Raw genomic sequence first — 23,802 nt, forward strand, 5'->3', positions numbered from 1 at the left:
ATCCGTAATTTCTATTATTGTGCTGCTGTAGTCGTATCTGCCGGTGCGGCAAACAGGCTGTCTTCATATGCCTTTTCTTTGGCTTTCTTTGCCTGCATAATCTTAGCGGCTTCAGTGCCAAAGTTTACCAGCTGTACAAGGCTGTTCTGATCTTTATTTTTAAAGGTCAGGGTTGCTTCAGCATGCTGAACATCGCCACCTTCGTTTTTGCTTACAACAGTAAAGTCTTTGAACAGTTCTTTCACATGTTTCACAACTGGTTTTTCATCATCGCTCATCTTGTCTTCAGGAATTACGTTGATTACTTTCTCCAGGTCTACATAGCCCCCGAGCATGCTGCCTTTTACTTTACCTTCCACGCCTTCCGGTAATTTGATGCTGCCTTTACCGGCCAGGTATTGTTGGAGTAATACGCTGTCGGAACCCAGGGTGATAAATTTTTCGGTGATAGACATTGGCGGCATAGTAGCTGCTGCCATTGGGTTTACGGCTACGTAGTGGTCGCCTTCGCGGGTAAATACTTCTTTCACCATAGGCGAAGCCATTACCTTATTGAAAGCGTCTTTATTACCAACTTTGAGGCTGAAGATCCATTTGGCAGATGGTTTTTCGGTGAATTCGCCAGGGAAATATTCTGATTCTTTTTTGGTGATGGCAAAATCGGAGGCAACATATACGAGTTGACCTTCAAAGGCGTTCAGGATATCATCCATGGTCAGACCGGATTTGCCGGTGATGGCCATGTTTACGATACCGTCCACACCGGTAGCTTTAATAATTTCGCCGATCATACGGAAATCGAAGGCGTAGGAAACGAAACCGGTGATATTTTCAGAAGGATATTTTTTCAGCATATCCATATCAATTTCCTTCTTACCATATTTTTTATAGATGGAAGCAATTTCCTTACCCATATAGGTATTGCCTTTGAAGAGGATTTTACCGTTTTCAAAATCAACAGTACCGGTATAAAAGGAACCTTCCATCAGTTTTTTCACATTGGCAGGAATCATAGTAAACTTGCCGCTGTTGTAGATGGCTTCCGGGTTTACGAAGATACCTGCATCCGCATCTTCTTTCAGTAATTTGGCAAAAGGCTCGATAGCGCCGGCAGATTCTTCTTTTTTCAGGTGGAAGAGATGATCTACCTCGGCCACCCAGGTCTTGATTTCTGCGTCGTCATCAGTTGATTTCAGTGCAGCTGGTGCAGCTATGGCGCTGTCTGCCGCTACTTCGCCTTCATCCGGAGAAGGGATGCCGTTGGCGCCGGGAGCATACTGTTCCAGGTTGCTGGCGTCTACGGCGCTCACATAAATCACGGTAGATTTGCTCCAGCCGATTACGGCATGTTGTTTGGGCTCCCAGATATATTTAAAGTCATTCTGCGTTTTCAGGGAGAAATCGGCCACTGTCTTTTTAAGATAGGCTTCAAATTTATCAGCATCTTTCAAACTGGCAGTAGCGGCTACATATGATTTATGTTCGGCAGCCTGGCCCTGGAAAACAAGGGATACGAAGAAATGGCTTTGCATATCGATCCCGGAGTTTTCGACATCTTTCCATGCTTTCATCATTTCATTAGAAGTGTCTTTACTCTCTGCAGCGGCAAACAGCTTGTCCATGGTAATACCATTGGTAACCAGTTTAGTGGTAAGCTGTTTGGCATTCAGGTCTATTACCAAACCGGCTGTTTTCGGGATGTACCTGCTCTCATCAGGGGCTTTGGAGCAGGAAGACAGGAACACCGCTGCGGTCACAGCGGTCAACAAAACTTTGGAAATTGTTCTTTTCATAAAAGCTATAAAAATTAAAAATTAAATCGGAGCAACACGAGATCTAACAATACATTCCCACTATCGTGGTATTTCATTCGTGCAAAAGTACGTATATTTTTGTAGCGCATATGTCTCATTTTTCCCTGACAGATACAATAATTCAATAGTGTTTAAGTTTATACCTTTGCTACTAACTATGAAACTATTACTAAATACCATAGAAAAACCGTTATGTTCCTGATCTTACTACAATACATACGGCCCGTTGCGGCTATAGAGCACTTCATGGAGGCGCACACTGCGTTCCTGCAGAAGCATTACGAAAGTGGCCGTTTTATCCTTTCGGGTAGAAGAAAGCCCCGGTCTGGTGCCGTTATCCTTTGCAATGCTTCCAGCCGCAGGGAGGTAGAAGAGATTATGAGCGAGGATCCGCTGGAAAAATACCAGCTGGCGCTGTACGAGATCATTGAATTTGAGCCAACAAAGTATGCCAACACATTGGGAAAATAAGTTTTCCTCCCTGTAATGCTGTGCCAACCGCTTATACTTCTTTTATTTCCGGATAATTACTTCATAAAGTAAATGACCTTTGTCAGCCATTTGCTACTGTCCTTTTCTTTGCCCGGATCTGTTACATACATCTCTATTGTGGGTGGGATAATTTTTCTTCCTTTATCTGTAATAAATTTTTGAATGGCCACGTGTGCATTGGCTATTTTGCTGTATGGGCCGTAATAGTCCGCATATGCCGCCTGGGCAGCCGGCAGCGTAATAATTTCATAGCCCCCTACCGGTTTGCTGCCTTCGGGTACGGGTATGGCGGCAGCCATATCAGTTTGCTGTAATTTACGGTCCCAGGTAAAGAAGATACCACAGGGAACTCCTGGCTGCAACTTAGCTGTGGTAGCGGCTTCATATATTTTCTCCAGGTTTTTGCGGTAATAGTCGGTAATCCTGCTCATCGGGATCGTTTTTCGTACAGCCGCATACGTGGTAGCCGGAAAATTCATCTCTTTTACAGTCACATCAATGCCGTTAGGCGTTCCGGGGCCTTTCACCTCGGCTTCGGCCATGCTTTTCAGGTTGTTGAGTCCCCGGTCAAAATCCTTTTCCAGCGCGCCTTTCATAAAAAGGGACATTACATTTTGCGGGCGTTTGTAGCGGGTATCGAATCCCCAGGTAACCTTTGTTTTACCGGCAGCTTCCGACAAATGAAAAAATACATCTGATTCAGAAGCGAATGGGGTAATGAATGTAAGTTTCTGAGTAACAGACTTATAGGTATCCATGGAAAGATGTTGCAGTTTGCCTTCCCCTATTTTACTCCCCTTCCAGGAATCGGTAGCCCCAATAGAACCGTCATCACCGGTAATAGTAAACCTGGCGGTAGAATCCATCTGTTTCCAGGTATTCCACTCATTAAATTTTTCGAATCTTATGATATCATTCCAGACAATCGTTGCGGGAGCTTTGATTTCAACAGTACGTTCCACATGCATAGAGGTGGGCGCGAAAAAGACCAACGCAAGCGCAATAAACAGGATGATTCCTATGATCCAGGCGAGGGTTTTAAGTACTTTCATGACTGTCGGGGGTTGATGATAATAAAAATACGGCTTTTTTATTTTCAACCGACACATCACGTTGGCTATCAGGTAGAAGAATATTGGCTACTCGATCTCTTTTTCGTTGGCTTTATCTTGCTGATATTGCTGATCCGCTTCTTTTGCTTTTTCAAAATCCAGGATCACAGAATTAATGCAGTAACGAAGACCGGTTGGAGGCGGCCCATCATCAAATACATGTCCCAGGTGTGATTTACAGCGACCGCATAATACCTCCGTCCGATGCATCCCATGGGTGTTGTCAGGTGCATAGATGACGCTGGTTTTAGTCAGTGGCTGAAAAAAGCTGGGCCAGCCGCAGCTGCTTTCAAACTTGGCATCAGAGATAAATAAAGGATTTCCGCAGGCGGCACAGTAGTAGGTACCATTTTCAGCGCTATTCCAATATTTTCCGGTGAAAGCCCATTCTGTTCCCTTTTCCCTTGCAATGTTATAAACATCCTTTGGCAGCAACTCTTTCCATTCTTCATCTGTCAAATTTACTTTAGTGGCATCTGTATGGGAGTAAATTCCTCCCTTCTTTTTTCCATCTTCCATTGATTTCTATTTTTCGCCGTTAATACGGGTAAGTTCGGTTGGTAACCATGATAGAGATAGTCAAAATTATTCGATTCCATAGGTACATATGTAAAGTTTTGATTCGTTAACTTCTCATTAACACTATCATTGCGATTTCTCTCAGTCTGTTGTTTCCTTTTTTTATCTCTACTAAAATTACGTATGAACAAGGATAATGGATTGTTATTTCCTGCAAATCAAAGGCCTATTTAACAAAACAGTTAATTTTTTGTTTAAAACTGTCTGATAATCACCGATGAGCAACTGCATTTAAATTGTTAACTTTACGGCAAAAGGCTAGTAAGTGGCGGATATCATCAATTTATTACCAGACAATATAGCGAACCAGATAGCTGCGGGAGAAGTGATACAAAGACCGGCATCGGCGGTAAAAGAATTACTGGAAAATGCAGTGGATGCAGGCGCAACAGAGATTCAGCTGATCATAAAAGATGCAGGCAAGGAGTTAGTGCAGGTAATTGATAATGGCGGCGGTATGAGCGAAACGGATGCCCGGATGTGCTTTGAACGCCATGCTACCTCAAAAATACAATCCATAGACGATCTTTTCCAGATCACTACCATGGGCTTCAGGGGCGAAGCCCTGGCCTCTATTGCGGCTGTTTCCCAGGTGGAACTCAAAACCCGCAAAAGAGGTGAGGAAGTAGGTACCTATGTGGAAATCGATAATAGCTTCGTGAATAAACAGGAGCCCTGCCAAACAGCAGAAGGCACCAGCATTGCCATGAAGAACCTGTTTTTCAATGTACCCGCCCGCAGAAACTTCCTGAAAAGCAACGCGGCAGAAATGAGGCACATCGTTGACGAGTTCATCCGTGTGGCCATGTCATTCCCCCAGCTGCAATTCTCACTCACCAGCAATAACCAGCAACTGTTCCACCTGGATAAAGGATCGCTTAAACAACGTATCGTAGCCATCCTTGGACAGCATTATAACGCCCGTCTTGTTAGCGTAAAGGAAACTACCGACTACATGAATGTGTACGGATTTGTAGGAAAACCTGAAACCGCCAAGAAGACGAGAGGCGACCAGTTCTTTTTCGTCAATAACCGCTTTATTAAAAGCTCTTACCTGAACCATGCAGTCATGAACGCATTTGCCGATATTATCCCGGCAGACAGCTTCCCCCTGTATGTGCTGTTTATTGACGTAAACCCGGAACACGTCGACATCAACGTTCATCCTACCAAACAGGAAATTAAGTTCGACGACGAAAAACTGATGTATGCTTTTGTTCAATCAGCTGTGAAGCATTCCCTCGCCCAGTTTAGCATCACCGCTACCCTGGATTTCGACCTGGATCCCAGCATTCAGGCCCTTGACGCTGTCAGCAAACCATTTACGGCACAGCAACAGAGCGAGTCTACACAAAGCCCCCTGTATAAGTCATTTACACAGGCGAACCAGGCCCACATGATCGACAAAAGCAGCAACAGCAGCAACCTGAAACACTGGAAAGACTTATACGAAACCAGCAGCAAGGACACTTATACCAGCGCATTTCCTGTTGAACAGGAGCCGGAACAGGAAACACGTCCTGCTGTTACCTACGAAAGTCAGCCCCATGCCACCGCTTCCGTTATTGATGAACGCTGGCAGGATACCGCCACCGATCAGAAAGTACCGGTACAGGTACACCAGCAATATATTTTGTCGCAGATCAAATCGGGCTTTATCTTAATTGATCAGCAGGCAGCACATGAAAGAATCCTGTACGAACGCTATCAGCGCGCTTTACAGGAAACGCCCATGGCTACCCAACAAAGCCTTTTCCCGCAAACCCTGCAATTGCCACCGGCAGATGCTGCCCTGGTAAGCGAAATGCTCTCCGACCTCCAGACTTTGGGCTATGACCTGGAACCGTTTGGAAACAATACCTTCATTGTTCGCGGTACACCTGCTGACATCCAGAATGGTAACAACCAGGCCACCATCGAAAACCTGCTGGAACAATTCAAAAATTTCAGTCATGAGCTGAAAGTAAATACCCGCGAGCAACTGATCCGCTCCATGGCGCGTAACAATGCCATCCCCGCCGGAAAAATACTCGCCGCCCGGGAAATGCAAAATATCATCGATGAACTGTTCGCCTGCAGTATGCCAAATGTGGCGCCTGGCGGCAAGTTCACGTTTATATCATTTAAACTGACGGATCTGGCGCGGATGTTTGAACGGGGTAGTTAGATTTGTCTTGGCCGGGATTATCTTGCCCAGGATTAACAGTGATTATGATGATTCCAAGGATTTTTTCTTGTGATTATAATTTGATTTTAAAAGATTCGGGAAGATCTAAGCGGATAAATTCGCTTAGATCTTCCCGAATCTTTTAAAATCAAATTATAATCACAAGAAAAAATCCTTGGAATCATCATAATCACTGTTAATCCTGGGCAAGACAAACCTCAAGTTGCTGATAGACCTTCACAAACCGTCTGTATTTCTCCTGGTATCCTTCAAACCTGCTCAGATCCGGCCTGAACACTATTTCCGTCTCTGCGGTATTTTCCGGTGCCGGCCAGCCCAGCGTTTCGGCAGCCAGCATAATGGCGCCCAATGCTGACGCGTCGCTCTCTTGCTGTAAGTACATGTTCTGGCCAAAAATGTCGGCCAGGAGCTGAATCCAGCCCGGAGAGCTGGTAAATCCCCCGCTGACTGATATCTTGCATACCGGTCCGGCAGTTTCCGATAAAGCTTCCTTAATACTGAACAATGCAAAACAAATACCTTCCAGCACCGCACGGGTAAAGTGTGCTGCTGTATGCTGGGGTTGTATCCCAATAAAAGCGGCACTGGCGTTGCTGTCCCATATAGGCGCCCTTTCGCCCAGCAGGTAAGGCAAACATAACAACTGGCCGGATTCTGTTGACAGCGCATCGTTTACCAGCTGATTAAGTGCGGTGAGCGGCTGTTGCAGAAAATCCCTTACCAGCCATTGTAATACTACTCCGCCATTGTTGGTGGCGCCGCCGGTAATATATACATCATCCGTTAAGAGATAGGTAAAAACACGTGCCTGCGCATCTGTGAGTGGCCGGTCTCCTGCCATTCGTACTGCACCGCTGGTACCAATGGTGAGTGTAGCGTGACCTTTGTCCATAGCGCCGCTACCCAGTTGCGCCAAACAACCGTCACTGCCGCCAACTACAAAGGGGGTGTTGGCCGGGATGCCCAATTCCTGCGCCAGTTGCGGTTTTAACCCTGTTACAATATGATTTGCCGGAACGGGCCGTGACAACCGTTCAGCAGTAATCCCCGCCGCCGCTAACGCGGGCGCACACCACTGCACCGTGTGAATATCGAACAATCCGGTGGCGGATGCAATGGAATGGTCTATGATAGCGGTATCAAAAAAATGCTGAAAGATGTACTCCTTGATACCCACAAACAGCGCCGTTTCGGAAAATAGTGCAGGTTGCTGTTCCCGCAGCCACATGATTTTGCACAGCGGTGACATGGCATGCACCGGGGTACCGGTTTGCCGGTATATGAGCTGTCCCTCGGGGGTGCTGCGCAGACCGAGGGCATAAGCCTCGCTCCTGTTATCAGCCCAGATGATTAGCGGGGTAAGCGGGTTGCCTGCACCATTTACCGCCATAATACTATGCATGGCACTGCTGAAGGAAATGGCTGCCGGGGCCCCGCCGGTTTCTGCCACTACCTGCCTGATACCTGCTTTTACTGCTGCCAGGATTACCTCCGGGTTCTGTTCGCTATATCCGGGCCTGGGATGCTGAGTGGTATAAGGTTGTTGAAAAACGGCCGTTATTTTACCGTTCATCCCTTGCACAATCGATTTTGTACTGCTGGTACCAATATCAACGCCAATAATATATTTTAAATGTTCACTCATATAAAAAACCTTCCTTTTTCCGCATTTAATTTATAGATTTAAAACCGGTGTTCATCTAAAAAGTCTAAAATATCCACGCAAAATGGCTTTCGAAATCAAAAAACAGGGAAAGGTTTATGATGTTTGTATTGTTGGTTCCGGCGCCGGTGGCGGTATGGCGGCAAAAATGTTATCCGATGCAGGCCTGAAGGTAGCGTTGCTGGAAGCGGGCCCCAAGTACGACCCTGCCGATCCGGAGCAGGCCACTCAATTAAAATGGTCATATGAATCGCCCAGAAGAGGCGCAAGTACCACCCGCCCGTTCGGTGACTTTGACGCGGCATACGGCGGATGGGAAATTAACGGTGAACCTTACACGAAAAAGAATGGCACCGAATTCGACTGGTTCCGCTCCCGCATGTTAGGTGGCCGAACTAATCACTGGGGACGCATCTCTCTCCGTTTCGGCCCCCGGGATTTTAAACACAAAAGTTATGACGGGCTCGGCGACGACTGGCCAATCAGCTATGACGAGGTGGCGCCTTATTACGACCGTGTCGACAAAATGATCGGCGTATTCGGCTCCAAAGAAAATATGCCCAACGAGCCGGACGGCTTCTTCCTGCCTCCCCCTAAACCCCGGCTTCATGAGCTGATGGTAAAAAAGGCCGGCGACCGTTTAGGCATCCCCGTTATCCCGGCCCGGTTGTCGATATTAACCCGCTCTGTTAATAAAGACCGCAGCCCCTGCTTCTATTGCAGCCAGTGTAGCCGCGGTTGTACCGTGTATGGCGACTTCTCCTCTTCATCCGTACTGGTAAAACCAGCTATGAAAAGCGGGCATGTGGACCTGTATACCAACGCCATGGTGCGTGAAGTGCTCACTGATGGCAACGGTAAAGCAACAGGGGTGGCGTATGTTGATAAAGCTGATATGCAGGAATATTCTGTCAACGCAAGAGTAGTAGTGCTGGCAGCCAGCGCATGCGAGTCTGCGCGGCTGCTGCTCAATTCAAAATCAGCCAAACATCCTAACGGACTGGCTAACTCCAGCGGAGTAGTGGGCAAATACCTTCATGATTCCACCGGCGCTTCCAGGGGCGGATTTTTACCGCAGCTGATGGACCGCAAACGCTACAATGAAGATGGTGTGGGCGGCATGCACATGTATGTACCCTGGTGGGGCGATAATAAAAAACTGGATTTTGCCCGTGGCTATCATATTGAATTCGGAGGTGGCATGCACATGCCTTCCTACGGCTATGGCTTTGGTATGGAACATATGAATGGCAAGTATCCCGGCCGCGATGGTAAGTCCAAAGCTGCCGGCGGTTACGGCGCCTCGCTGAAAGATGACTACCGCCGCTTTTATGGCGCCCATATCGGTTTTGCCGGCAGGGGCGAATGTATTGCCCGGGAAGATAACTACTGCGATATAGACCCTAACGTGGTGGACAAATTTGGTATCCCGGTACTCCGCTTTAATTATACCTGGAGCGATCATGAAATCAAACAGGCCAAACACATGCAGGATACGTTTGAACAGATCATTCATGAAATGGGCGGTGTTGCCAGCGGCACCAAACCCGGTGCTGATACCAAATACGGGCTGGAAAACCCCGGCCGTATTATCCACGAAGTAGGCACCACCCGTATGGGAGATGATCCCGCTAAATCAGTACTGAATAAATTCAACCAGGCACACGAAGTAAAAAATCTTTTCGTGGTAGATGGTGGCGCATTTGTGTCGCAGGCAGACAAAAACCCTACCTGGACCATCCTCGCCCTGTCGATGCGGGCATCAGAATATATTGTGGATCAGTTGAAAAAACAGAATCTCTAATCTTTTTAAGTTTTTTTCATGGATAGAAGAGAATCACTAAGAGCCATCGCACTGGGAACATTATCAGTTGGGACCATCCTCTCCGCCACCGGGTGTGAAGATAAAAAAGGCACCGGCGATAAGAAGGAAGAAGTTGCCAAAACACCGGGCTATGGCCGTACACCGGATGAGGTAACACGCGACAAGGAGTTGATGGCAGAAAATTTCTTCACACCTGAAGAAATGAAAACCATCACCATCCTGGCAGATATTATTATTCCGGCAGATGAGCACTCCGGCAGCGCCTCCGATGCGAAGGTCCCTGAATTCATTGCCTTTATTGTAAAAGATATGCCGGAGCATCAGTTGCCCATGCGTGGTGGCTTACGCTGGCTCGATGTACAATGTGCCAAACGATATAACAAATCGTTTGCCGGCTGCACAGAACAACAACGCATAGAGATCGTTGACCTGATTGCTTATCCGGAAAAGGCGAGTCCTGAAAACAGCCAGGGCGTTGCCTTTTTTAACCGGATGCGTAATCTTACCGCTACAGGATTTTTCACCAGTAAAATGGGCATCAAAGACCTGAACTATGTGGGTAACACCCCTAACGAATGGGATGGCGTACCCGCAGATGTGCTAAAGCAATATGGATATGCCTATGATGAAAAGACGCTGGCCACCTGTCTGAAAATAGAAGACAGAGGCAAGCTGATGACCTGGGAGTAGGACCATTATTGCTATTGCTATTTCATAATATAAATCCAGAAAACTTAACATCAATGATTCCAGAAAAAAAGAATGAGGGAGAAAACAGTGTTTCCCGCCGATCATTCCTGAGAAACGGTGCGCTTGCTGCCGCCGGTTTCATGATAGTTCCACGTCACGTTTTAGGCAGAGGCTATGTAGCGCCCAGCGACCGCCTGCGGGTAGCAGGTATTGGCGTTGGCGGTAAAGGCTTCAGCGATATAAGCGAATTTGCCAAAGGCCCGGCTGATATTACTTTCCTGTGTGATGTTGATGAACGCCGTGCAGCGGAAGCAGTAAAGAAATTTCCCAAAGCCAAATTCTACAAGGACTTCCGGGAAATGTTTGACAAAGAACACAAAAACTTTGACGCTGTTTCTGTATCCACACCAGATCACACACACGCCGTGGCTGCCATGGGCGCTATGCAGCTGAAGAAAGATGTATACGTACAAAAGCCGCTGACACACGACATCTACGAAGCACGTATGCTCACGCAGGGCGCCAACAAATACAAGGTGGTAAGCCAAATGGGAAACCAGGGCTCCTCCGGCGATGGCGTGCGTCAGCTGATGGAATGGTATAATGCCGGCCTCATTGGTGACGTACACACCGTTTACTGCTTTACCGACCGCCCCGTTTGGCCGCAGGGCGTTCCCTGGCCAACCACCCGCCAGGATTCTCCAAAAGAACTGGACTGGGACCTGTGGTTAGGCACGGCTCCGAAAAAAGATTATGTAGACAACCTGGTACCCTTCAACTGGCGCGGCTGGTGGGACTACGGTACCGGCGCCATTGGCGATATGGGCTGTCATATTATAGAACCGCCTTTCCGTGTACTCGGACTCGGCTACCCTACTTCTGTAGAGTGCAGCGTAGGTAGTGTATACGTGGGCGAATTTACCCGCGGATATTTCCCTGAAAGCTGCCCTCCTTCTTCCCACGTAATCATGAAATTTGCTGGTAAGAATGGCAAGGAAATCACGCTCCACTGGATGGATGGCGGTATCCAGCCTGAACGTCCGGAAGAACTTGGCCCCAACGAAACCATGGGCGATGGTGGCAACGGCGCTATCTTCATTGGTGACAAAGGTAAAATGATGTGCGGTACCTACGGTATGTATCCTAAACTGCTGCCCACTTCCCGTACCACCGAAGCCAATGTGCCGCAAACCATTGCACGTGTGCCGGAAGGACACTATGTACAATGGGTAAACGCCGCTATTGCCGGTTATGGCAGCAAGCAGCAGAAAACGCTGAGCTCTCCCTTTGATATTGCCGGTCCGCTTACTGAATCTATCCTGATGGCTAACCTGGCCATCCGCAGCTTCGATATCCGTAAGGCGAAAGCAAATGGTAAAGGATTTGATTATCCGGGCCGTTACATCAAACTGCTGTGGGATGGCAATAATATGAAGATTACCAACTTCGATGAAGCCAACCAGTTCGTGAAACGTACCTACCGTGATGGCTGGTCACTAGGGGTATAGCGATTCAGCTGTTAGCCATTAGCTGTTAGCTGTTAGCTAGCGATTGTAAATAATGCTGCGAAGACAGATCACTGGCGATAGCGATTCAGCTGTTAGCCATTAGCTGTTAGCTTTTAGTAAGTGATTATAAAAAGGAAAATGCCGCGATGACTGGTCATCGCGGCATTTTCCTTTTTATAATCTTTCCTTTTTCGGAGGCTGATTACTTATAGTCTTCCTGTTGAGTCAGGTTACTGTTTTTCCTGATTTCATTGGCAGGAATGGGCAACAGGTAATTTTTCGCTTTATTAAATTTCCTGTCCTGGATGCTGAATACCCGGTATACAAACGGATGCCCGGTAATCATGGAGCCCAGTACTTCAATGCCTTTCGCATTTTCATTAAATGCTGTTTCCGCCACTCTCCATCTGCGGGCATCATAATAGCGATGCTCTTCAAATGCCAGCTCATAACGTCTTTCATATTTGATCACGTCCATCAGCGCTTCTCCGGAGGCGGTTGTGGCAGGCATTCCGCCACGCACACGCACCAGGTTCAAGGCCGCACGGGCTTTATCGTCATGCCCGGTTTTATGCGCTGCTTCTGCATAGTTCAGCAAAATTTCTGCATAACGGAAAAAGATCCACGACTGATCTCCACGGAAGAATTGTGCATCCAGGTTTTTATCCATAAACTTACGCAGGTAATAGCCGGAATAGGTACCGTTCCAGTTTTCAATGGTACTGTTGCGGGTATCAAGTCCCCAAACGCTGTCTTTACCATTCAGCGCTTCGTATTTACCTGTTTGGATATAACCCTGAGGATCTATTTTAGCCGCATCAGAAGGACGAGGTTTCCATTTGGCGCCATCATATAGGATAGTAGCGTAAAAGCGGGGATCACGGTTTTCATACGGCGCTTTTGCCTGTGCTGTATTGCTCCAGGAAAAAGGCGTACCATCCTTCATCTGGTAACCCGTTACAAAATTCTCAATGGGTACATTGCCTCCCCAGTTATGATAACCGTTAGGACCATTGTACAGGTCGTGAGAAGTACCCAGCAAGGCTTTATCATACTGCTTTATAAATATCAGCTCCGGGTTATCCTTATCCAGGAATACGCGGGTATAATTTTCGGTTGGGTTAGCCGTAGGCTGATAAAGGCTGTACATGTTCAGCTTTATGATGGTATCTGCTGCATCCATCGCCAGCTGGTAACGTGCGGTTTGATCGCCTGTCTTATATCCCATTTGCGCATTGGGAACATGACTGTCGTTAAACAAATCGCTGGCTGCAAAAAGTAAAATCCTCGATTTCAGCGCCATCGCAGCCCCGGCTGTTACCCTTCCTTTACTGGAAACAGCCTCATAAGATTTCGGTAATTGCTTTACGGCGAGGTCACATTCTGCGGTAATGAATTTTATACATTCATCAAAAGTGGCTCTTTTAATACTCAGGATATCCTGTTCATCACCTTTCACACTAAAGGTTTTAGTGATCAGCGGCACACCGCCATAGTGCTTCACCAGGAGGTGATAATACCAGGCGCGCATGAAATGCACCTCTCCCGTCATTCTTGTGCGCTGGCTTTCATCTGTGAATGGCACCGACGCTACTTTTTCCAGGAACATGTTACAATTGCGGATGGCTTTATAATGCAAATCCCATCTGGCAAAGTCGCCAATACCGCCCGGATCATCAGCAGAGGCATTTCCCTGTACCACCCTGGAAGTATTGTAGTCGTGGATAAAGCGGCTTTCGTCTGTCATGGACGATAGCATTACTTCAAGGAAACCAGGACGCATCTGTACATACAGGTCATTTACAAATGCCTGTACCAGCCCCACATCTTTCCAGACATCAGCTTCTTCATATTCTGTAAGCGGCTTCTTCTCGAGGAAGTCTTTGTTACAACCGATGGCAGGCGCAAATAATAAAAAGGCGCCCGCTATATACTTGATGATATTTACTTTCTTCATGGCACATTAATTAAAAGGTTACGTTTAATCCCACATTGTAAATCTTGGTTTGTGGATAGAACTGTCCGCTACCACTGGGCGCTTCAGGGTCAAAAATTTTCACTTTGTCGATGGTGAGCAGGTTCTGGCCGCTTACATATACCCGCAGGTTTTGCAAACCGATCCTTTTGCAGAGTTGTCCGGGGAAATTATAGCCCAGATCCAGGGTTTTCAAACGTACATAATTGGTATTCCAGTACCAGAAAGTATTCTGACGGCTTACCCAGTACTCACGGTCACGGTCGTATGCTCTTGGCCAGGAGCCGTTTGGATTATCTTCTGTCCAGCGGTCTTCTACATATGCCATCGGGAAGTTTCCAATCAACCCAGACTCTGTGCGCAGGTATTGGCTCGCGCCGGTAGCACCCTGCCACAACATGGTAAAGTCGAAATTTTTGAACTTGGCAGTCATGGTTAAACCAAAGATCCAGGTGGGATTTTCTGTGCGGTCCTGCCGTACACGATCCAGGTCATCAATGACTTTGTCGTCATTTACATCTTTAAAGATCACATCTCCGGCCCTTGCACCGCCAAGGTGTGGGCTCTTATCTACTTCATCCTGGTTTTTATAGATGCCGATTGCCTGGTAGTAAAGCGGTGCGCCGATCTGCTTACCGGTGGCCTGCTGGTATGCCGGGAGATTGGGCGTTTCATCAAAGAACAGGATTTTATTTTCCGCATGAGTAACAGTACCGATCACTTCATAATGGAACTTTTTGATATCGTTTTTATGGCTTAATACTAATTCGAAACCTTTGTTCTGCACTTTGGCAATGTTTTCCTGCGGCAGGGTCATACCGGTATAACCGGGCATAGACAAGCTGCGGCTTACCAGGATGTTTGATCTTTTGGTCATGAAGTAATCTCCTTCAAATGCCAGTTTATCGCCCAGTATTTTTGCTTCCACACCAAAATCGTAGTTGTTGGCAACTTCCCAGGTAATGCCTTCATTGGGTGAACGGAGCTGGTAAAGACCTTTATTCAGATCGCCGCCAAACATAACACCGCCGCCGCTGAAGCCATAAGTACTCAGGTATTGGAAAGGATCGATCTGGTCATTTCCCATTTGTCCCCAGGAAGCACGGAGTTTGAAGTAGTCGAGCGTATGGATGTTTCTTTTCCAGAAACCTTCATTAGACAACACCCAACCGGCAGACGCACCGGGGAACAGCCCCATGCGACGGCCTTTTGGAAAGTTTTGCGAACCATCATACCGCATGTTATAATCAAACAGGTAAGTTTCCTTGTAGTTATAAGATATACGGCCAAAGTAGTTACGACGGGCATATTCAAAACCCGCTCCGCTGTTATTCTTTTCCTTATCACCACCCAAACTCAGTTGATCCAGTTTATCGCTGATAAAGTATTTACGGTTGGCAGAAAAACCGTCATTTCTTAATGTGGATTGCTCGAACGCAACAAAGCTGCTGATATTGTGTTTGCCAAAGGAGCGCACATAATTCAGCTTGAAGTTAACGGTGGTTTGGCGCAGGGTGGCATATTGCTCTGTCAGTTCCGGCGCGCTTACTCCCCTGGAGCCCGCATTGAGCTTGTGTGTAGGGTCATTTACATCTGCCAGGGTGTATAAGGTCCATGGTTTGATATACGATTTGTAGAAGTCAAAATTCTGGTCGTAAGCAAAACTTCCATCCACAAACAATCCTTCTACCCATGGAATATTTACCACGGCAGACATGTTGGTATTGATCACATAGTTTTTATCGTTCGTATACCCGATAGCGTTAGTTCCGGTTACCACCGGGTTGTCGCCATATTCAATATCGGGGCCGGGCAAACCATTTGGCCAGATTGCGTTTTCAGTAGGGCGGCCGCGCATCAGTGAACGGAAAATAGAACCGGCGCTGCGGGGAGGAAAATTCCTGTTTTCGAGGCGGCCGGCGAGGTCAAAGCGTAAACGGATGTAATCGTTTACTACCGCATCCAGGTTAGCGCGTACATTCTGTTGTTTGTAGTTGGTAGCGCTATTTTTATAAATACCATCCTGGAATAAGGATCCCAGGGAAACGTAGTAGGACATTTTTTCTGTACCACCACTGAGCGACAGGTCATGCCTGTTTTGCAGTGAATATTTTTTGATGGCGGCATCATACCAGTTGGTGTTGGGATACAACCATGGGTCGGAGCCATCTCCAAATTTTTTGATCTGTTCATCTGTGTATTTCGGAGCATCGCCTCCATACTTTAAAATTTCATTGACCACCTTTGCATAGGTAGGCGCATCGGCCATTTTCGGAAGCCTGGTGGGCGTTACGAAAGATTGGTTAAAACCATAGCTCAGCGTAGGCTTACCACCTTTACCCCGCTTGGTGGTAACCAGGATAACGCCATTGGCTGCACGTGATCCGTAGATAGCCGCTGCCGCATCTTTCAGGATAGATACGCTTTCAATGTCGTTCGGGTTCATTCGCTCAAAACCATCACGGGGAAAACCATCGATAACCACGAGCGGATTACTGTTGCCCAATGTACTACGGCCACGGATAAATATCCTGGAGCCATCGTACCCCGGTTCACCGCTGTTGTTTACCGCAATAATACCAGGAATGCGCCCTACCAGTGAGTTGGAGATGTTTACGTTGGGAGATTGCTGCAGCTCTGCACCCTTCACCGAGGATACTGCACCTGTTTTGGTTACTTTCTTTTGCGTACCATAACCTACTACCACGTACTCATCCAACGTTTTCTGGTTTTCCTTCAATACCGCATTCAGGAGCGCTTTTCCTTCTACCCTTACTTCCTGCGGATCAAACCCGATGTATTGGAACACAAGCACCGCATCTTTTTTCACGTCATTTAAAACGTAATTTCCTTTTTCGTCGGTGGTGGCTCCTTTCTTGCTGTCTTTTACCAGCACCGTAACACCGGGCAACGGGTTGCCATTGATGTCTTTTACTTTTCCTTTAACAGTAAGATTTCCTTGTTGCCATACACTGGGTAATGGCGCCCGCGCGGTAACCGCGCGTGTGGTGGTTGCAAAGAGGCATGCCAATAGCATAGCCTTTGCATAACGTGGATTCATGCTACAAGTGATTTAGAGTGATGAAATTTTGGTTTGCCGTTTAGTTTTTATTGTCAACTAAACAATTATTCATATAACAAATGATTTTGGTGATCAGATTATGATTTACTACACGGGCTTGCTATTAGTTAAGATGCAACTGCAGAACAAGTGATTATTGTGATCAAATTTTGGTTTTGCTTTAGGTTTTCTTTGTTTACAAAAAGGATTTTATCGCGCTACAAAATGAATAATGATAATTGTATTCCCTATTCGTTTGTCAGTTTTTCAATTCAATAAAAACGTGAAATATTGTCCTTGTAAGTTATTCAGAAAACCGTTAATTATTTTCTAAAAATAAATGTCCCCAGTACGGTTATTTTTAAAATTTCTAACTTTAAAAGAGAATATTATGATTCTGGTTGTTCAATGATACAAATCTCCGGCGCCGCTGTTGCGAAATGTAGCGTTACTCCCTAATTATCAAGCATAAAAAAGAGAAGACCACCATTCTCATATATAGTAACTAACCCGTTCCTGCCAACGTTATAGCAACTCCAAACCTATATTAATTAACACCTATGGTTAAGAAATACCTATGGATGCTTGCAGTACCTGTATACATCCTGATTGCATGCAATAAAGACATGGCCACCACCGGTAACCCGCCTCCTGTAACACCGCCGGTAAAATCGCCGATCTCTGACAAACAGGTGAGCAGCGCCATCCAGGGCAACGTGGTGGATGAACAAAATAAGCCATTGGCGGGCGTACAGGTAAAATGCGGAGATGTTACTGCCACTACCGATGCAGCCGGCAGCTTCTTCTTCGGCAAGGTAAATGCGAACCAGATGGCGGCAGTAGTAACGGCACAAAAAAATGGCTACTTCAATGGCAGCCGGACATTTCACATTGCCGCCGCCGATAAACTACAGTTTGTACAAATGCAGCTGTTACCTAAAAAGGCCGCCGGCACCTTCGTGGCCAGCACCGGGGGGACTGTAAATACATCCAATGCACAATTCACATTTGCAGCACAACAGGTATTAGGACCGGACAACAAACCGTATTCCGGTAAAGTATCCCTGCTATACGCTCCCATCAACCCTGAACGGGCCGATTTTGCGGATATCATGCCCGGCGACCTGCGTGGTATCACTAACAGCAATACTATCGTAGGACTCCAGTCATTTGGAATGATGGCGCTGGAACTGCAAAGCGAAGGCGGAGAAAAACTTCATCTCGATACCTCCAAACAGGTATCGTTTAAAATGACAATCCCCACCAGCTTACAAAACACCGCTCCGCCCACCATCCCATTATGGTATTTTGAAGAGGTATCCGGTGTTTGGCGGCAAGAGGGTAGCGCCACCAAAACCGGTGACAGCTATTCGGGTATCGTAAAACACTTTTCCTTCTGGAACCTTGATATGCCATTCCCGCTGGTGAACTTCACCGCTACCCTGGTAGATGCCCATAACACCCCCTTGTCCAACGCAGCCGTAAAGCTCAAAAGGGCCAACGGAAGCGCTACCTATGGCTATACCAATGAAAATGGCACGGTTAGCGGGGATATTCCAAAAAACGAAACACTCACCCTGGAAGTGATGAGCAAATGCAATATGGTAGTTGATACCAGGAACATTGGTCCCTTTAACGATCACACCGATATTGGGATCCTGAGAGTGACCGTACCGAACAATGAATACCTATACTTCAGCGGAGCCGTAGCATCCTGTAACAATATGCCGGTTCAAAATGGCCTTGTCAGTATCAGCCTCGGGGGCACCACGTATCGCTCCAATATTGCTAACGGGCAATACAGCATTAGTATCCTGCGCTGTGTTACCACCCAGGTAACCGCCATTATAAATGCCGTGGATCAGGACGCCAACAAAATGTCGACCAACACCAAACTGGTTACCACCGGCAACTATATCACTAATTTAAGCGCCTGTGATGTAATACTGGCGGACTTTGTGAATAGTCTGCTCAATGGACAAACGGCTAATTATACCGCCACGGACTCCATTTCCCTGTATAACTTAGGCTCCGGGTATTTGCTGAGCGCCGCCAGGAAAACCAATCGTGATTTTATAGACTTCCAGGTAAATGACATGACAGTAGGAACGCATGCTACAAGTATTGCTTTAACCAACAACGGAAAATATTATAGTGGCAACGGTACCTACACGCTTACCCAGTCCGGTACATTGGGCGGTTACCTGGCAGGCACATTTACATCGAGTGTAAAACCAGACTCCACCCAAAACAACGGCCCCTTTCCTTTTACGGGTAGCTTCCGCATAAGAATTACGCAGTAACTGCCGGCGCCATGCATGTTAAAAAGCCATTAGCTTTATCGCTAATGGCTTTTTTTTGCATAAATTTATACTTCCCAACGTTATAGTAATATTAAGTACATCGTTGTATGGAAAAACGTTACTTTCTCCTGGCTATCCTTTCGACAATTACGTTGCTGTTTTCCTGTAGCAAGGAAAAGAGCGATGAAGGTGATGGAACGCGTCCACCCAGCAGTACTTGCGACTATGCTCCTTATACACATGGCTCCTCCTTTTCCTACATGAACGTAAACAGTGCGAAAGATACCATTAAATACACCTTTACCGTTTCAGGCGACACCACCATTAATGGGAATGTGTACAAAATAGTGGGCAACGACAGTGTATTTACCTGCTCCAACTGTAAAGACGGTATTTATACACAGATAGCCAGTATCCTTACCTTCCAGGGATACAGGGCCGATGACCTGAAGCTCACCTACCTGAAAGATAACGTTGCGGCAGGCGCTACCTGGCGTGATACTATTACGGTGAATAATGGGGGCGCTAATACTTCCGGGATCCTGGAATTTACCATTACCCAGAAAGATTTTACAAAAACAGTCAATGGTAAAGACTATGCGGAAGTCATCGCAGTAAGAATGGATGCCTATGCCATTGTATTCAATAACCCCGTGTCTGTAGGCACCATCTCCACCAGCTACTACGGCAAAGGCATTGGTTTAATAGAGGCCGATCAGTTGCATGATACCACTACCATCCTCTCCTATACTTTACAACCTTAACTAATAATCTTTCCATACCATGGTGAGCAGGCGCTCTACCGCCTTCCTTATTCCGGAAGCCGTTTCGTGATGATTATTTACCATTACACTAAACACGAGCGTTTTATTCTTTTTGGTGACCAGGTAGCCGCTCAACGCCACCACTCCATTTAAGGTTCCTGTTTTGGCATGTACAAACTGTTGCTTATAATAATTTCTCAAAGTCCCTTTTCCTCCTGTCGGGAATATTTCCCAGAGCCGTTCCTGTGGATACTGTTGCTTTATCAGGGAGAGTACCGACACAAAATCACGGGGTGTAAAAAGATTATAACGGGACAGCCCGGAACCATCTTCCCATTGCGGCGGGTGTGGTAGTACTTTTAAATCGTTCAACAGCAGGTAGTCGATCATACGATTGGTGCTAATGGTATCCCACAACCGGGACGAGGCCATCATCAACGTTTGTTCCGCAAAAAAGTTATCACTGCGATGCATCATCGGAATAAAAAGTGAATCTGCAGGAATGCTTTTCAGGATTTTGAATGTTGCCCGGGGAGGTATAACGGCTATCCCTATACGTTTATGCAGGGTGTCTTCCAGCCTTTGGCGCATATCCTGCACTGAACCGGTAATAAACGGTACTTCTGCCGCTGTTGCTGTTTTATCCTTTGGGTTATATTTCAGGAAGAAAAAATTGCTGCGTTCTTCCCTGGTGGTGATCGCCTCGCTGAGGGTATCATCTTCCGTAATATCCAGATCATAAAATGCAGGCGTAATGCTGTTACTATCCAGGTGATGACGGATGCGGACCACATTACCATACATCGGCCATTCCGTGAGTTCGGGCTGATAATCATCCGCATAATCGCCCCAGGCCCAGCCCGGGCCATAGCGCAGGTTGGCATTTACACCCTGTACCAGGTAAATCTTTTTAGTGGTTTGCTGCAACAGCCTGAGGAGTGGCTGGTAAGTATAGTCGGGATGAAGAAAGGATGGATCTCCCATTCCTTTTACAAATAATGCCGTATCATTTTCATAGTAACGCGCTGCGGGCAGCGAATCGCCGAGTAACTTCAGTCCTGCATACAATGAAAATATTTTCATATTGGAAGCAGGTGTAAAAAACTTATTATCCTGGTACTGATACCAGTATTTCCCGGTAGCAGGTTCATATATACAGATGCCCACGTGGGCCTGTTCCATAGGCGCTTTCGATAATAATTCCGACGCTGCCCATTTTTTTATAGCAGCTACCTGTGCGGAAGCCATTGCCATTGTAAACAGTGCCGTTATTACCAGGACAATTCTTTTCATGAATGGAAATTACGAATTACGAATTATGAATTACGGATTTGCCGGTAGATTATCGTAAATAAACACCAGCAAATCCGTAATTCGTAACTCGTAATTCGTAATGCTTTTATCAGGTAAAGTATTTGGTAATACCTGGTTTTGCGTAAGCATAGTTGCCCGATGCATCCGGCATAACCGGTGGTTGCGCATCAAAAGCATATGTTTTAGGATGCAGGTCCAGTCCGGAATTCAGCGCTACATTCCAGTCGATCACCTGGCCGGAATAAGTAGCCAAACGGCCTATGATGGCGCTGAGTGTTGTCTGAGCCCCTCTTTCCGCATCTGCAAATTTGTATTCTCCCTTTGCGATGGCGGCAAACAGTTCATCGTGTTCTGTCTGATAAGGGTTGTTTTCTTTCGATTTATCAAACTGGTACAGGACTTTACCTTTGTGATCCACGATCTGTGCTTTATCGCAGAAGATGCGACCCTTGGTACCCACAATTTCCTCATCTACTTTACTGGGGGCATCTTTCCAATGACGACACTGGCTATTCATTACCACGCCATTGCGGTAGCGGTATTCAACGTAGTGGTGATCATAAATTTCACCATATTCCTTACCGGTACGTACTGCGCGGCCGCCCATGCCACTCGCGGTTACCGGCGTTTCGCCCATAAACCAGTTACCTACGTCAATATTGTGAATATGTTGTTCTACGATATGATCGCCACACAGCCAGTTGAAATAGTACCAGTTACGCATCTGGTATTCCATTTCGGTATACTCGGGCTTACGTGGTTTTACCCACAGCGCGCCCTGGTTCCACCATACCTGTGCTGATAACATATCGCCGATGATACCATCTTTATAGCGTTTGTACAGTTCGCGGTAAGAGTTCTGATAGCGACGCTGCAGTCCTACTACTACGTTCAGTTTTTTCGTTTTGGCTACAGCAGCAGCTTCCAGTACTTTTTTAATACCTGCCGGATCTGTTGCTACCGGCTTTTCCATGAACACATGTTTGCCTTGCCTGATTGCCTCTTCAAAATGAATAGGCCTGAAACCCGGAGGGGTAGCCAGTATTACTACATCGGCCAGCGCAATGGCTTGTTTATAGGCGTCGAAGCCCAGGAATTTATTGCTTTCGGGAACGTTTACCCGGCTGGCTTTATCCCCTAATGCTTCTTTAATATTGTCGTAGCTGTCTTTCAGTCTGTCGGGGAAAGCATCTGCCATTGCCACCAGCTGCACATTTTCTTTAGTGCTCAGGGCTTGGGTGGCAGCCCCGGTTCCACGGCCACCACAGCCGATCAGGGCAATTTTAATAACATCGGATGATCCGGAGAAAAAGTTTGCTTTGGAAAGAATAGGCATCGCCAGCAGCCCACCTGCAAGCAAAGAAGTTTGCTTTACAAATTCGCGGCGGCCTTCACCGTGGAATTTTTTTTCGTTGTCCATAAATGAATAAGATTTTTTTAGATTTTAGTATGTTGAGTCTGTCTAACGTGCACCTTTATACTTAGCAACCATGTCTTCAAAAAACTGTTCTGCTTCTGCTTTTGTTGGTTGTTTTACGGGCCTCACTATTCTGAATCCTACAAAAGGGGCGTCTGCGTTCCACCAGGAGCTTTTAGGGATTTGCGGGTCCCTGCGATTCCATATAGGATCTGATTTTAACCGGGCTGCACTGCGAAGCAATGGTGCTTCATCCTGGAAGCTGCCGCCTTTCAGTAACCGGGGTGTTTTTGCAGTGGGCACTGTCCATGGGTCCTGGTCTTTCGCATTGGCGATTCCATTTTCATCGTATTGGTCAAGGGTCCATTCTTCCACATTGCCCAGCATATCGTACAATCCCCAGGCATTGGGTTTCAGTTGTCCTACCTTATGATATTTCTGCTCGCTGTTACCTTTAAACCATGCATATTCTTTCAGCTGACCGGCGTCGGCGCCGAAAGGATAAGCGGTGGCTGCTCCGGCTCTGCAGGCATATTCCCACTCTGCTGCCGTTGGCAAACGATAGAATACCCCGGTTTTGATGTACAGCCATTTGCAATACATGAGGGCGCCATACTGGCTCATGCTATTGGCGGGGAAGCCGCCAGCCTTGCCCATTCCCAGCGTAAGATCAATATATGGAGGACTGGGGCGGGTCATACCGTCCGGTACCGGCGTTTTATCTTTTTCTGCGTCTGAATAAATATCGTATTCGTCAAAGGTCACTTCAGTGGCGCCCATCCAGAAATCAGAGATCTGTACATTCTTTGCGGGGCCTTCGTCTTTGTTCCTTCCTTTTTCATTATCGGGGCTGCCGAGTTTAAAACTGCCTCCTTTTATGGGTACCATTTTAAAACTGACATCGGTGCCGGGAATTTGCTGGCTATAAATTTCAAATGCCTGGTTTGATTGCGCTACCACCACCTGGCTGAGCAATCCACTCAGCAGTAAGGTCACATACTGTTTAGTCATCTAACGTGTTTGAAAATATAAGTCGGTGAATCTAAAAAAAACTAACGGGGAAAGCAATATTTTTTTATGAATGCGAAAAAACGCTG

Annotated in this window: 16 protein-coding genes; 7 read left to right on the top strand and 9 right to left on the bottom strand. The window is 46.7% G+C overall.

Annotated elements, in window-relative coordinates; genetic code table 11:
* Positions 1–14 precede the first annotated feature (14 nt).
* Positions 15–1,793: a DUF4836 family protein gene (locus tag KE626_RS00560; protein ID WP_211970845.1), complete on the bottom strand. Its 1,779-nt coding sequence runs from the start codon at positions 1,791–1,793 to the stop codon at positions 15–17.
* A 213-nt stretch (positions 1,794–2,006) separates the two neighbouring features.
* Here KE626_RS00560 and KE626_RS00565 point away from each other — a divergent pair, with 213 nt between their 5' ends.
* Positions 2,007–2,285 carry a YciI family protein gene (locus KE626_RS00565; protein WP_211970846.1) on the top strand — a complete coding sequence of 93 codons (279 nt, stop codon included), beginning with the start codon at positions 2,007–2,009 and terminating at the stop codon, positions 2,283–2,285.
* A gap of 56 nt (positions 2,286–2,341) precedes the next feature.
* Here the strand turns inward: KE626_RS00565 and KE626_RS00570 are convergent, their stop codons facing one another.
* Together KE626_RS00570 and msrB are read right to left on the bottom strand one after the other, a co-directional pair.
* Positions 2,342–3,358 carry an SRPBCC family protein gene (locus KE626_RS00570; protein ID WP_211970847.1) on the bottom strand — a complete coding sequence of 339 codons (1,017 nt, stop codon included), beginning with the start codon at positions 3,356–3,358 and terminating at the stop codon, positions 2,342–2,344.
* 87 nt (positions 3,359–3,445) lie between these two features.
* The gene (gene msrB, locus KE626_RS00575) at positions 3,446–3,937 is read right to left on the bottom strand and encodes a peptide-methionine (R)-S-oxide reductase MsrB (protein ID WP_211970849.1); all 492 of its coding nucleotides are present in this window, start codon (positions 3,935–3,937) and stop codon (positions 3,446–3,448) included.
* Positions 3,938–4,262: 325 nt separating this feature from the next.
* Between msrB and mutL the strand changes: the two genes are divergently transcribed.
* The gene (gene mutL, locus KE626_RS00580; RefSeq protein WP_211970851.1) at positions 4,263–6,164 is read left to right on the top strand and encodes a DNA mismatch repair endonuclease MutL; all 1,902 of its coding nucleotides are present in this window, start codon (positions 4,263–4,265) and stop codon (positions 6,162–6,164) included.
* A 196-nt stretch (positions 6,165–6,360) separates the two neighbouring features.
* On the opposite strand, the gene KE626_RS00585 is transcribed toward mutL, so the two are convergent.
* Positions 6,361–7,830 (bottom strand): gluconokinase, encoded by a 1,470-nt coding sequence (locus KE626_RS00585; RefSeq protein WP_211970853.1) that lies wholly within the window; start codon positions 7,828–7,830, stop codon positions 6,361–6,363.
* A gap of 82 nt (positions 7,831–7,912) precedes the next feature.
* Between KE626_RS00585 and KE626_RS00590 the strand changes: the two genes are divergently transcribed.
* Genes KE626_RS00590 through KE626_RS00600 form a run of 3 tightly spaced genes read left to right on the top strand, consistent with a single transcriptional unit; the run spans position 7,913 to position 11,871 of the window.
* The gene (locus tag KE626_RS00590) at positions 7,913–9,652 is read left to right on the top strand and encodes a GMC family oxidoreductase (protein WP_211970855.1); all 1,740 of its coding nucleotides are present in this window, start codon (positions 7,913–7,915) and stop codon (positions 9,650–9,652) included.
* An 18-nt stretch (positions 9,653–9,670) separates the two neighbouring features.
* Positions 9,671–10,363 carry a gluconate 2-dehydrogenase subunit 3 family protein gene (locus KE626_RS00595; RefSeq protein WP_211970857.1) on the top strand — a complete coding sequence of 231 codons (693 nt, stop codon included), beginning with the start codon at positions 9,671–9,673 and terminating at the stop codon, positions 10,361–10,363.
* Positions 10,364–10,416: 53 nt separating this feature from the next.
* Positions 10,417–11,871 carry a Gfo/Idh/MocA family protein gene (locus KE626_RS00600; RefSeq protein ID WP_211970859.1) on the top strand — a complete coding sequence of 485 codons (1,455 nt, stop codon included), beginning with the start codon at positions 10,417–10,419 and terminating at the stop codon, positions 11,869–11,871.
* A 202-nt stretch (positions 11,872–12,073) separates the two neighbouring features.
* Here KE626_RS00600 and KE626_RS00605 read toward each other — a convergent pair whose 3' ends face one another.
* Together KE626_RS00605 and KE626_RS00610 are read right to left on the bottom strand one after the other, a co-directional pair.
* Positions 12,074–13,828, bottom strand: a complete 1,755-nt coding sequence (locus KE626_RS00605; RefSeq protein WP_211970861.1) for a RagB/SusD family nutrient uptake outer membrane protein — start codon at positions 13,826–13,828, stop codon at positions 12,074–12,076.
* A 10-nt stretch (positions 13,829–13,838) separates the two neighbouring features.
* Entirely contained in the window at positions 13,839–16,907 is a 3,069-nt protein-coding gene (locus KE626_RS00610; protein ID WP_211970863.1) for a SusC/RagA family TonB-linked outer membrane protein, read from the bottom strand.
* A 560-nt stretch (positions 16,908–17,467) separates the two neighbouring features.
* Here KE626_RS00610 and KE626_RS00615 point away from each other — a divergent pair.
* Both KE626_RS00615 and KE626_RS00620 read left to right on the top strand, forming a co-directional pair.
* Positions 17,468–19,210, top strand: coding sequence for a carboxypeptidase-like regulatory domain-containing protein (locus KE626_RS00615; RefSeq protein WP_211970864.1), 1,743 nt, complete (start codon positions 17,468–17,470; stop codon positions 19,208–19,210).
* 107 nt (positions 19,211–19,317) lie between these two features.
* Complete coding sequence (locus KE626_RS00620) at positions 19,318–19,974, top strand: hypothetical protein (protein WP_211970865.1); 657 nt, start codon at positions 19,318–19,320, stop codon at positions 19,972–19,974.
* Here the strand turns inward: KE626_RS00620 and KE626_RS00625 are convergent, their stop codons facing one another.
* The 3 genes from KE626_RS00625 to KE626_RS00635 form a co-directional block, all read right to left on the bottom strand.
* On the bottom strand, positions 19,975–21,267 hold the full coding sequence (locus tag KE626_RS00625) for a D-alanyl-D-alanine carboxypeptidase/D-alanyl-D-alanine-endopeptidase (protein WP_211970866.1): 1,293 nt from the start codon (positions 21,265–21,267) through the stop codon (positions 19,975–19,977).
* Between the two features lie 109 nt (positions 21,268–21,376).
* On the bottom strand, positions 21,377–22,708 hold the full coding sequence (locus tag KE626_RS00630) for a Gfo/Idh/MocA family protein (RefSeq protein WP_211970867.1): 1,332 nt from the start codon (positions 22,706–22,708) through the stop codon (positions 21,377–21,379).
* 42 nt (positions 22,709–22,750) lie between these two features.
* Entirely contained in the window at positions 22,751–23,716 is a 966-nt protein-coding gene (locus tag KE626_RS00635) for a formylglycine-generating enzyme family protein (protein ID WP_211970868.1), read from the bottom strand.
* Positions 23,717–23,802: the final 86 nt, after the last annotated feature.

This window comes from Chitinophaga hostae (assembly GCF_018224885.1).
GTDB lineage: Bacteria > Bacteroidota > Bacteroidia > Chitinophagales > Chitinophagaceae > Chitinophaga > Chitinophaga hostae.

Bases quoted from the DNA above. Each gene is read 5' to 3' on its own strand.
- KE626_RS00610 (WP_211970863.1), bottom strand. From the start codon at position 16,907: ATGAATCCACGTTATGCAAAGGCTATGCTATTGGCATGCCTCTTTGCA.
- KE626_RS00600 (WP_211970859.1), top strand. From the start codon at position 10,417: ATGATTCCAGAAAAAAAGAATGAGGGAGAAAACAGTGTTTCCCGCCGA.
- KE626_RS00570 (WP_211970847.1), bottom strand. From the start codon at position 3,358: ATGAAAGTACTTAAAACCCTCGCCTGGATCATAGGAATCATCCTGTTT.
- KE626_RS00590 (WP_211970855.1), top strand. From the start codon at position 7,913: ATGGCTTTCGAAATCAAAAAACAGGGAAAGGTTTATGATGTTTGTATT.
- KE626_RS00585 (WP_211970853.1), bottom strand. From the start codon at position 7,830: ATGAGTGAACATTTAAAATATATTATTGGCGTTGATATTGGTACCAGC.
- KE626_RS00615 (WP_211970864.1), top strand. From the start codon at position 17,468: ATGGTTAAGAAATACCTATGGATGCTTGCAGTACCTGTATACATCCTG.
- KE626_RS00605 (WP_211970861.1), bottom strand. From the start codon at position 13,828: ATGAAGAAAGTAAATATCATCAAGTATATAGCGGGCGCCTTTTTATTA.
- KE626_RS00635 (WP_211970868.1), bottom strand. From the start codon at position 23,716: ATGACTAAACAGTATGTGACCTTACTGCTGAGTGGATTGCTCAGCCAG.
- msrB (WP_211970849.1), bottom strand. From the start codon at position 3,937: ATGGAAGATGGAAAAAAGAAGGGAGGAATTTACTCCCATACAGATGCC.
- KE626_RS00620 (WP_211970865.1), top strand. From the start codon at position 19,318: ATGGAAAAACGTTACTTTCTCCTGGCTATCCTTTCGACAATTACGTTG.
- KE626_RS00565 (WP_211970846.1), top strand. From the start codon at position 2,007: ATGTTCCTGATCTTACTACAATACATACGGCCCGTTGCGGCTATAGAG.
- KE626_RS00595 (WP_211970857.1), top strand. From the start codon at position 9,671: ATGGATAGAAGAGAATCACTAAGAGCCATCGCACTGGGAACATTATCA.
- KE626_RS00630 (WP_211970867.1), bottom strand. From the start codon at position 22,708: ATGGACAACGAAAAAAAATTCCACGGTGAAGGCCGCCGCGAATTTGTA.
- KE626_RS00560 (WP_211970845.1), bottom strand. From the start codon at position 1,793: ATGAAAAGAACAATTTCCAAAGTTTTGTTGACCGCTGTGACCGCAGCG.
- KE626_RS00625 (WP_211970866.1), bottom strand. From the start codon at position 21,267: ATGAAAAGAATTGTCCTGGTAATAACGGCACTGTTTACAATGGCAATG.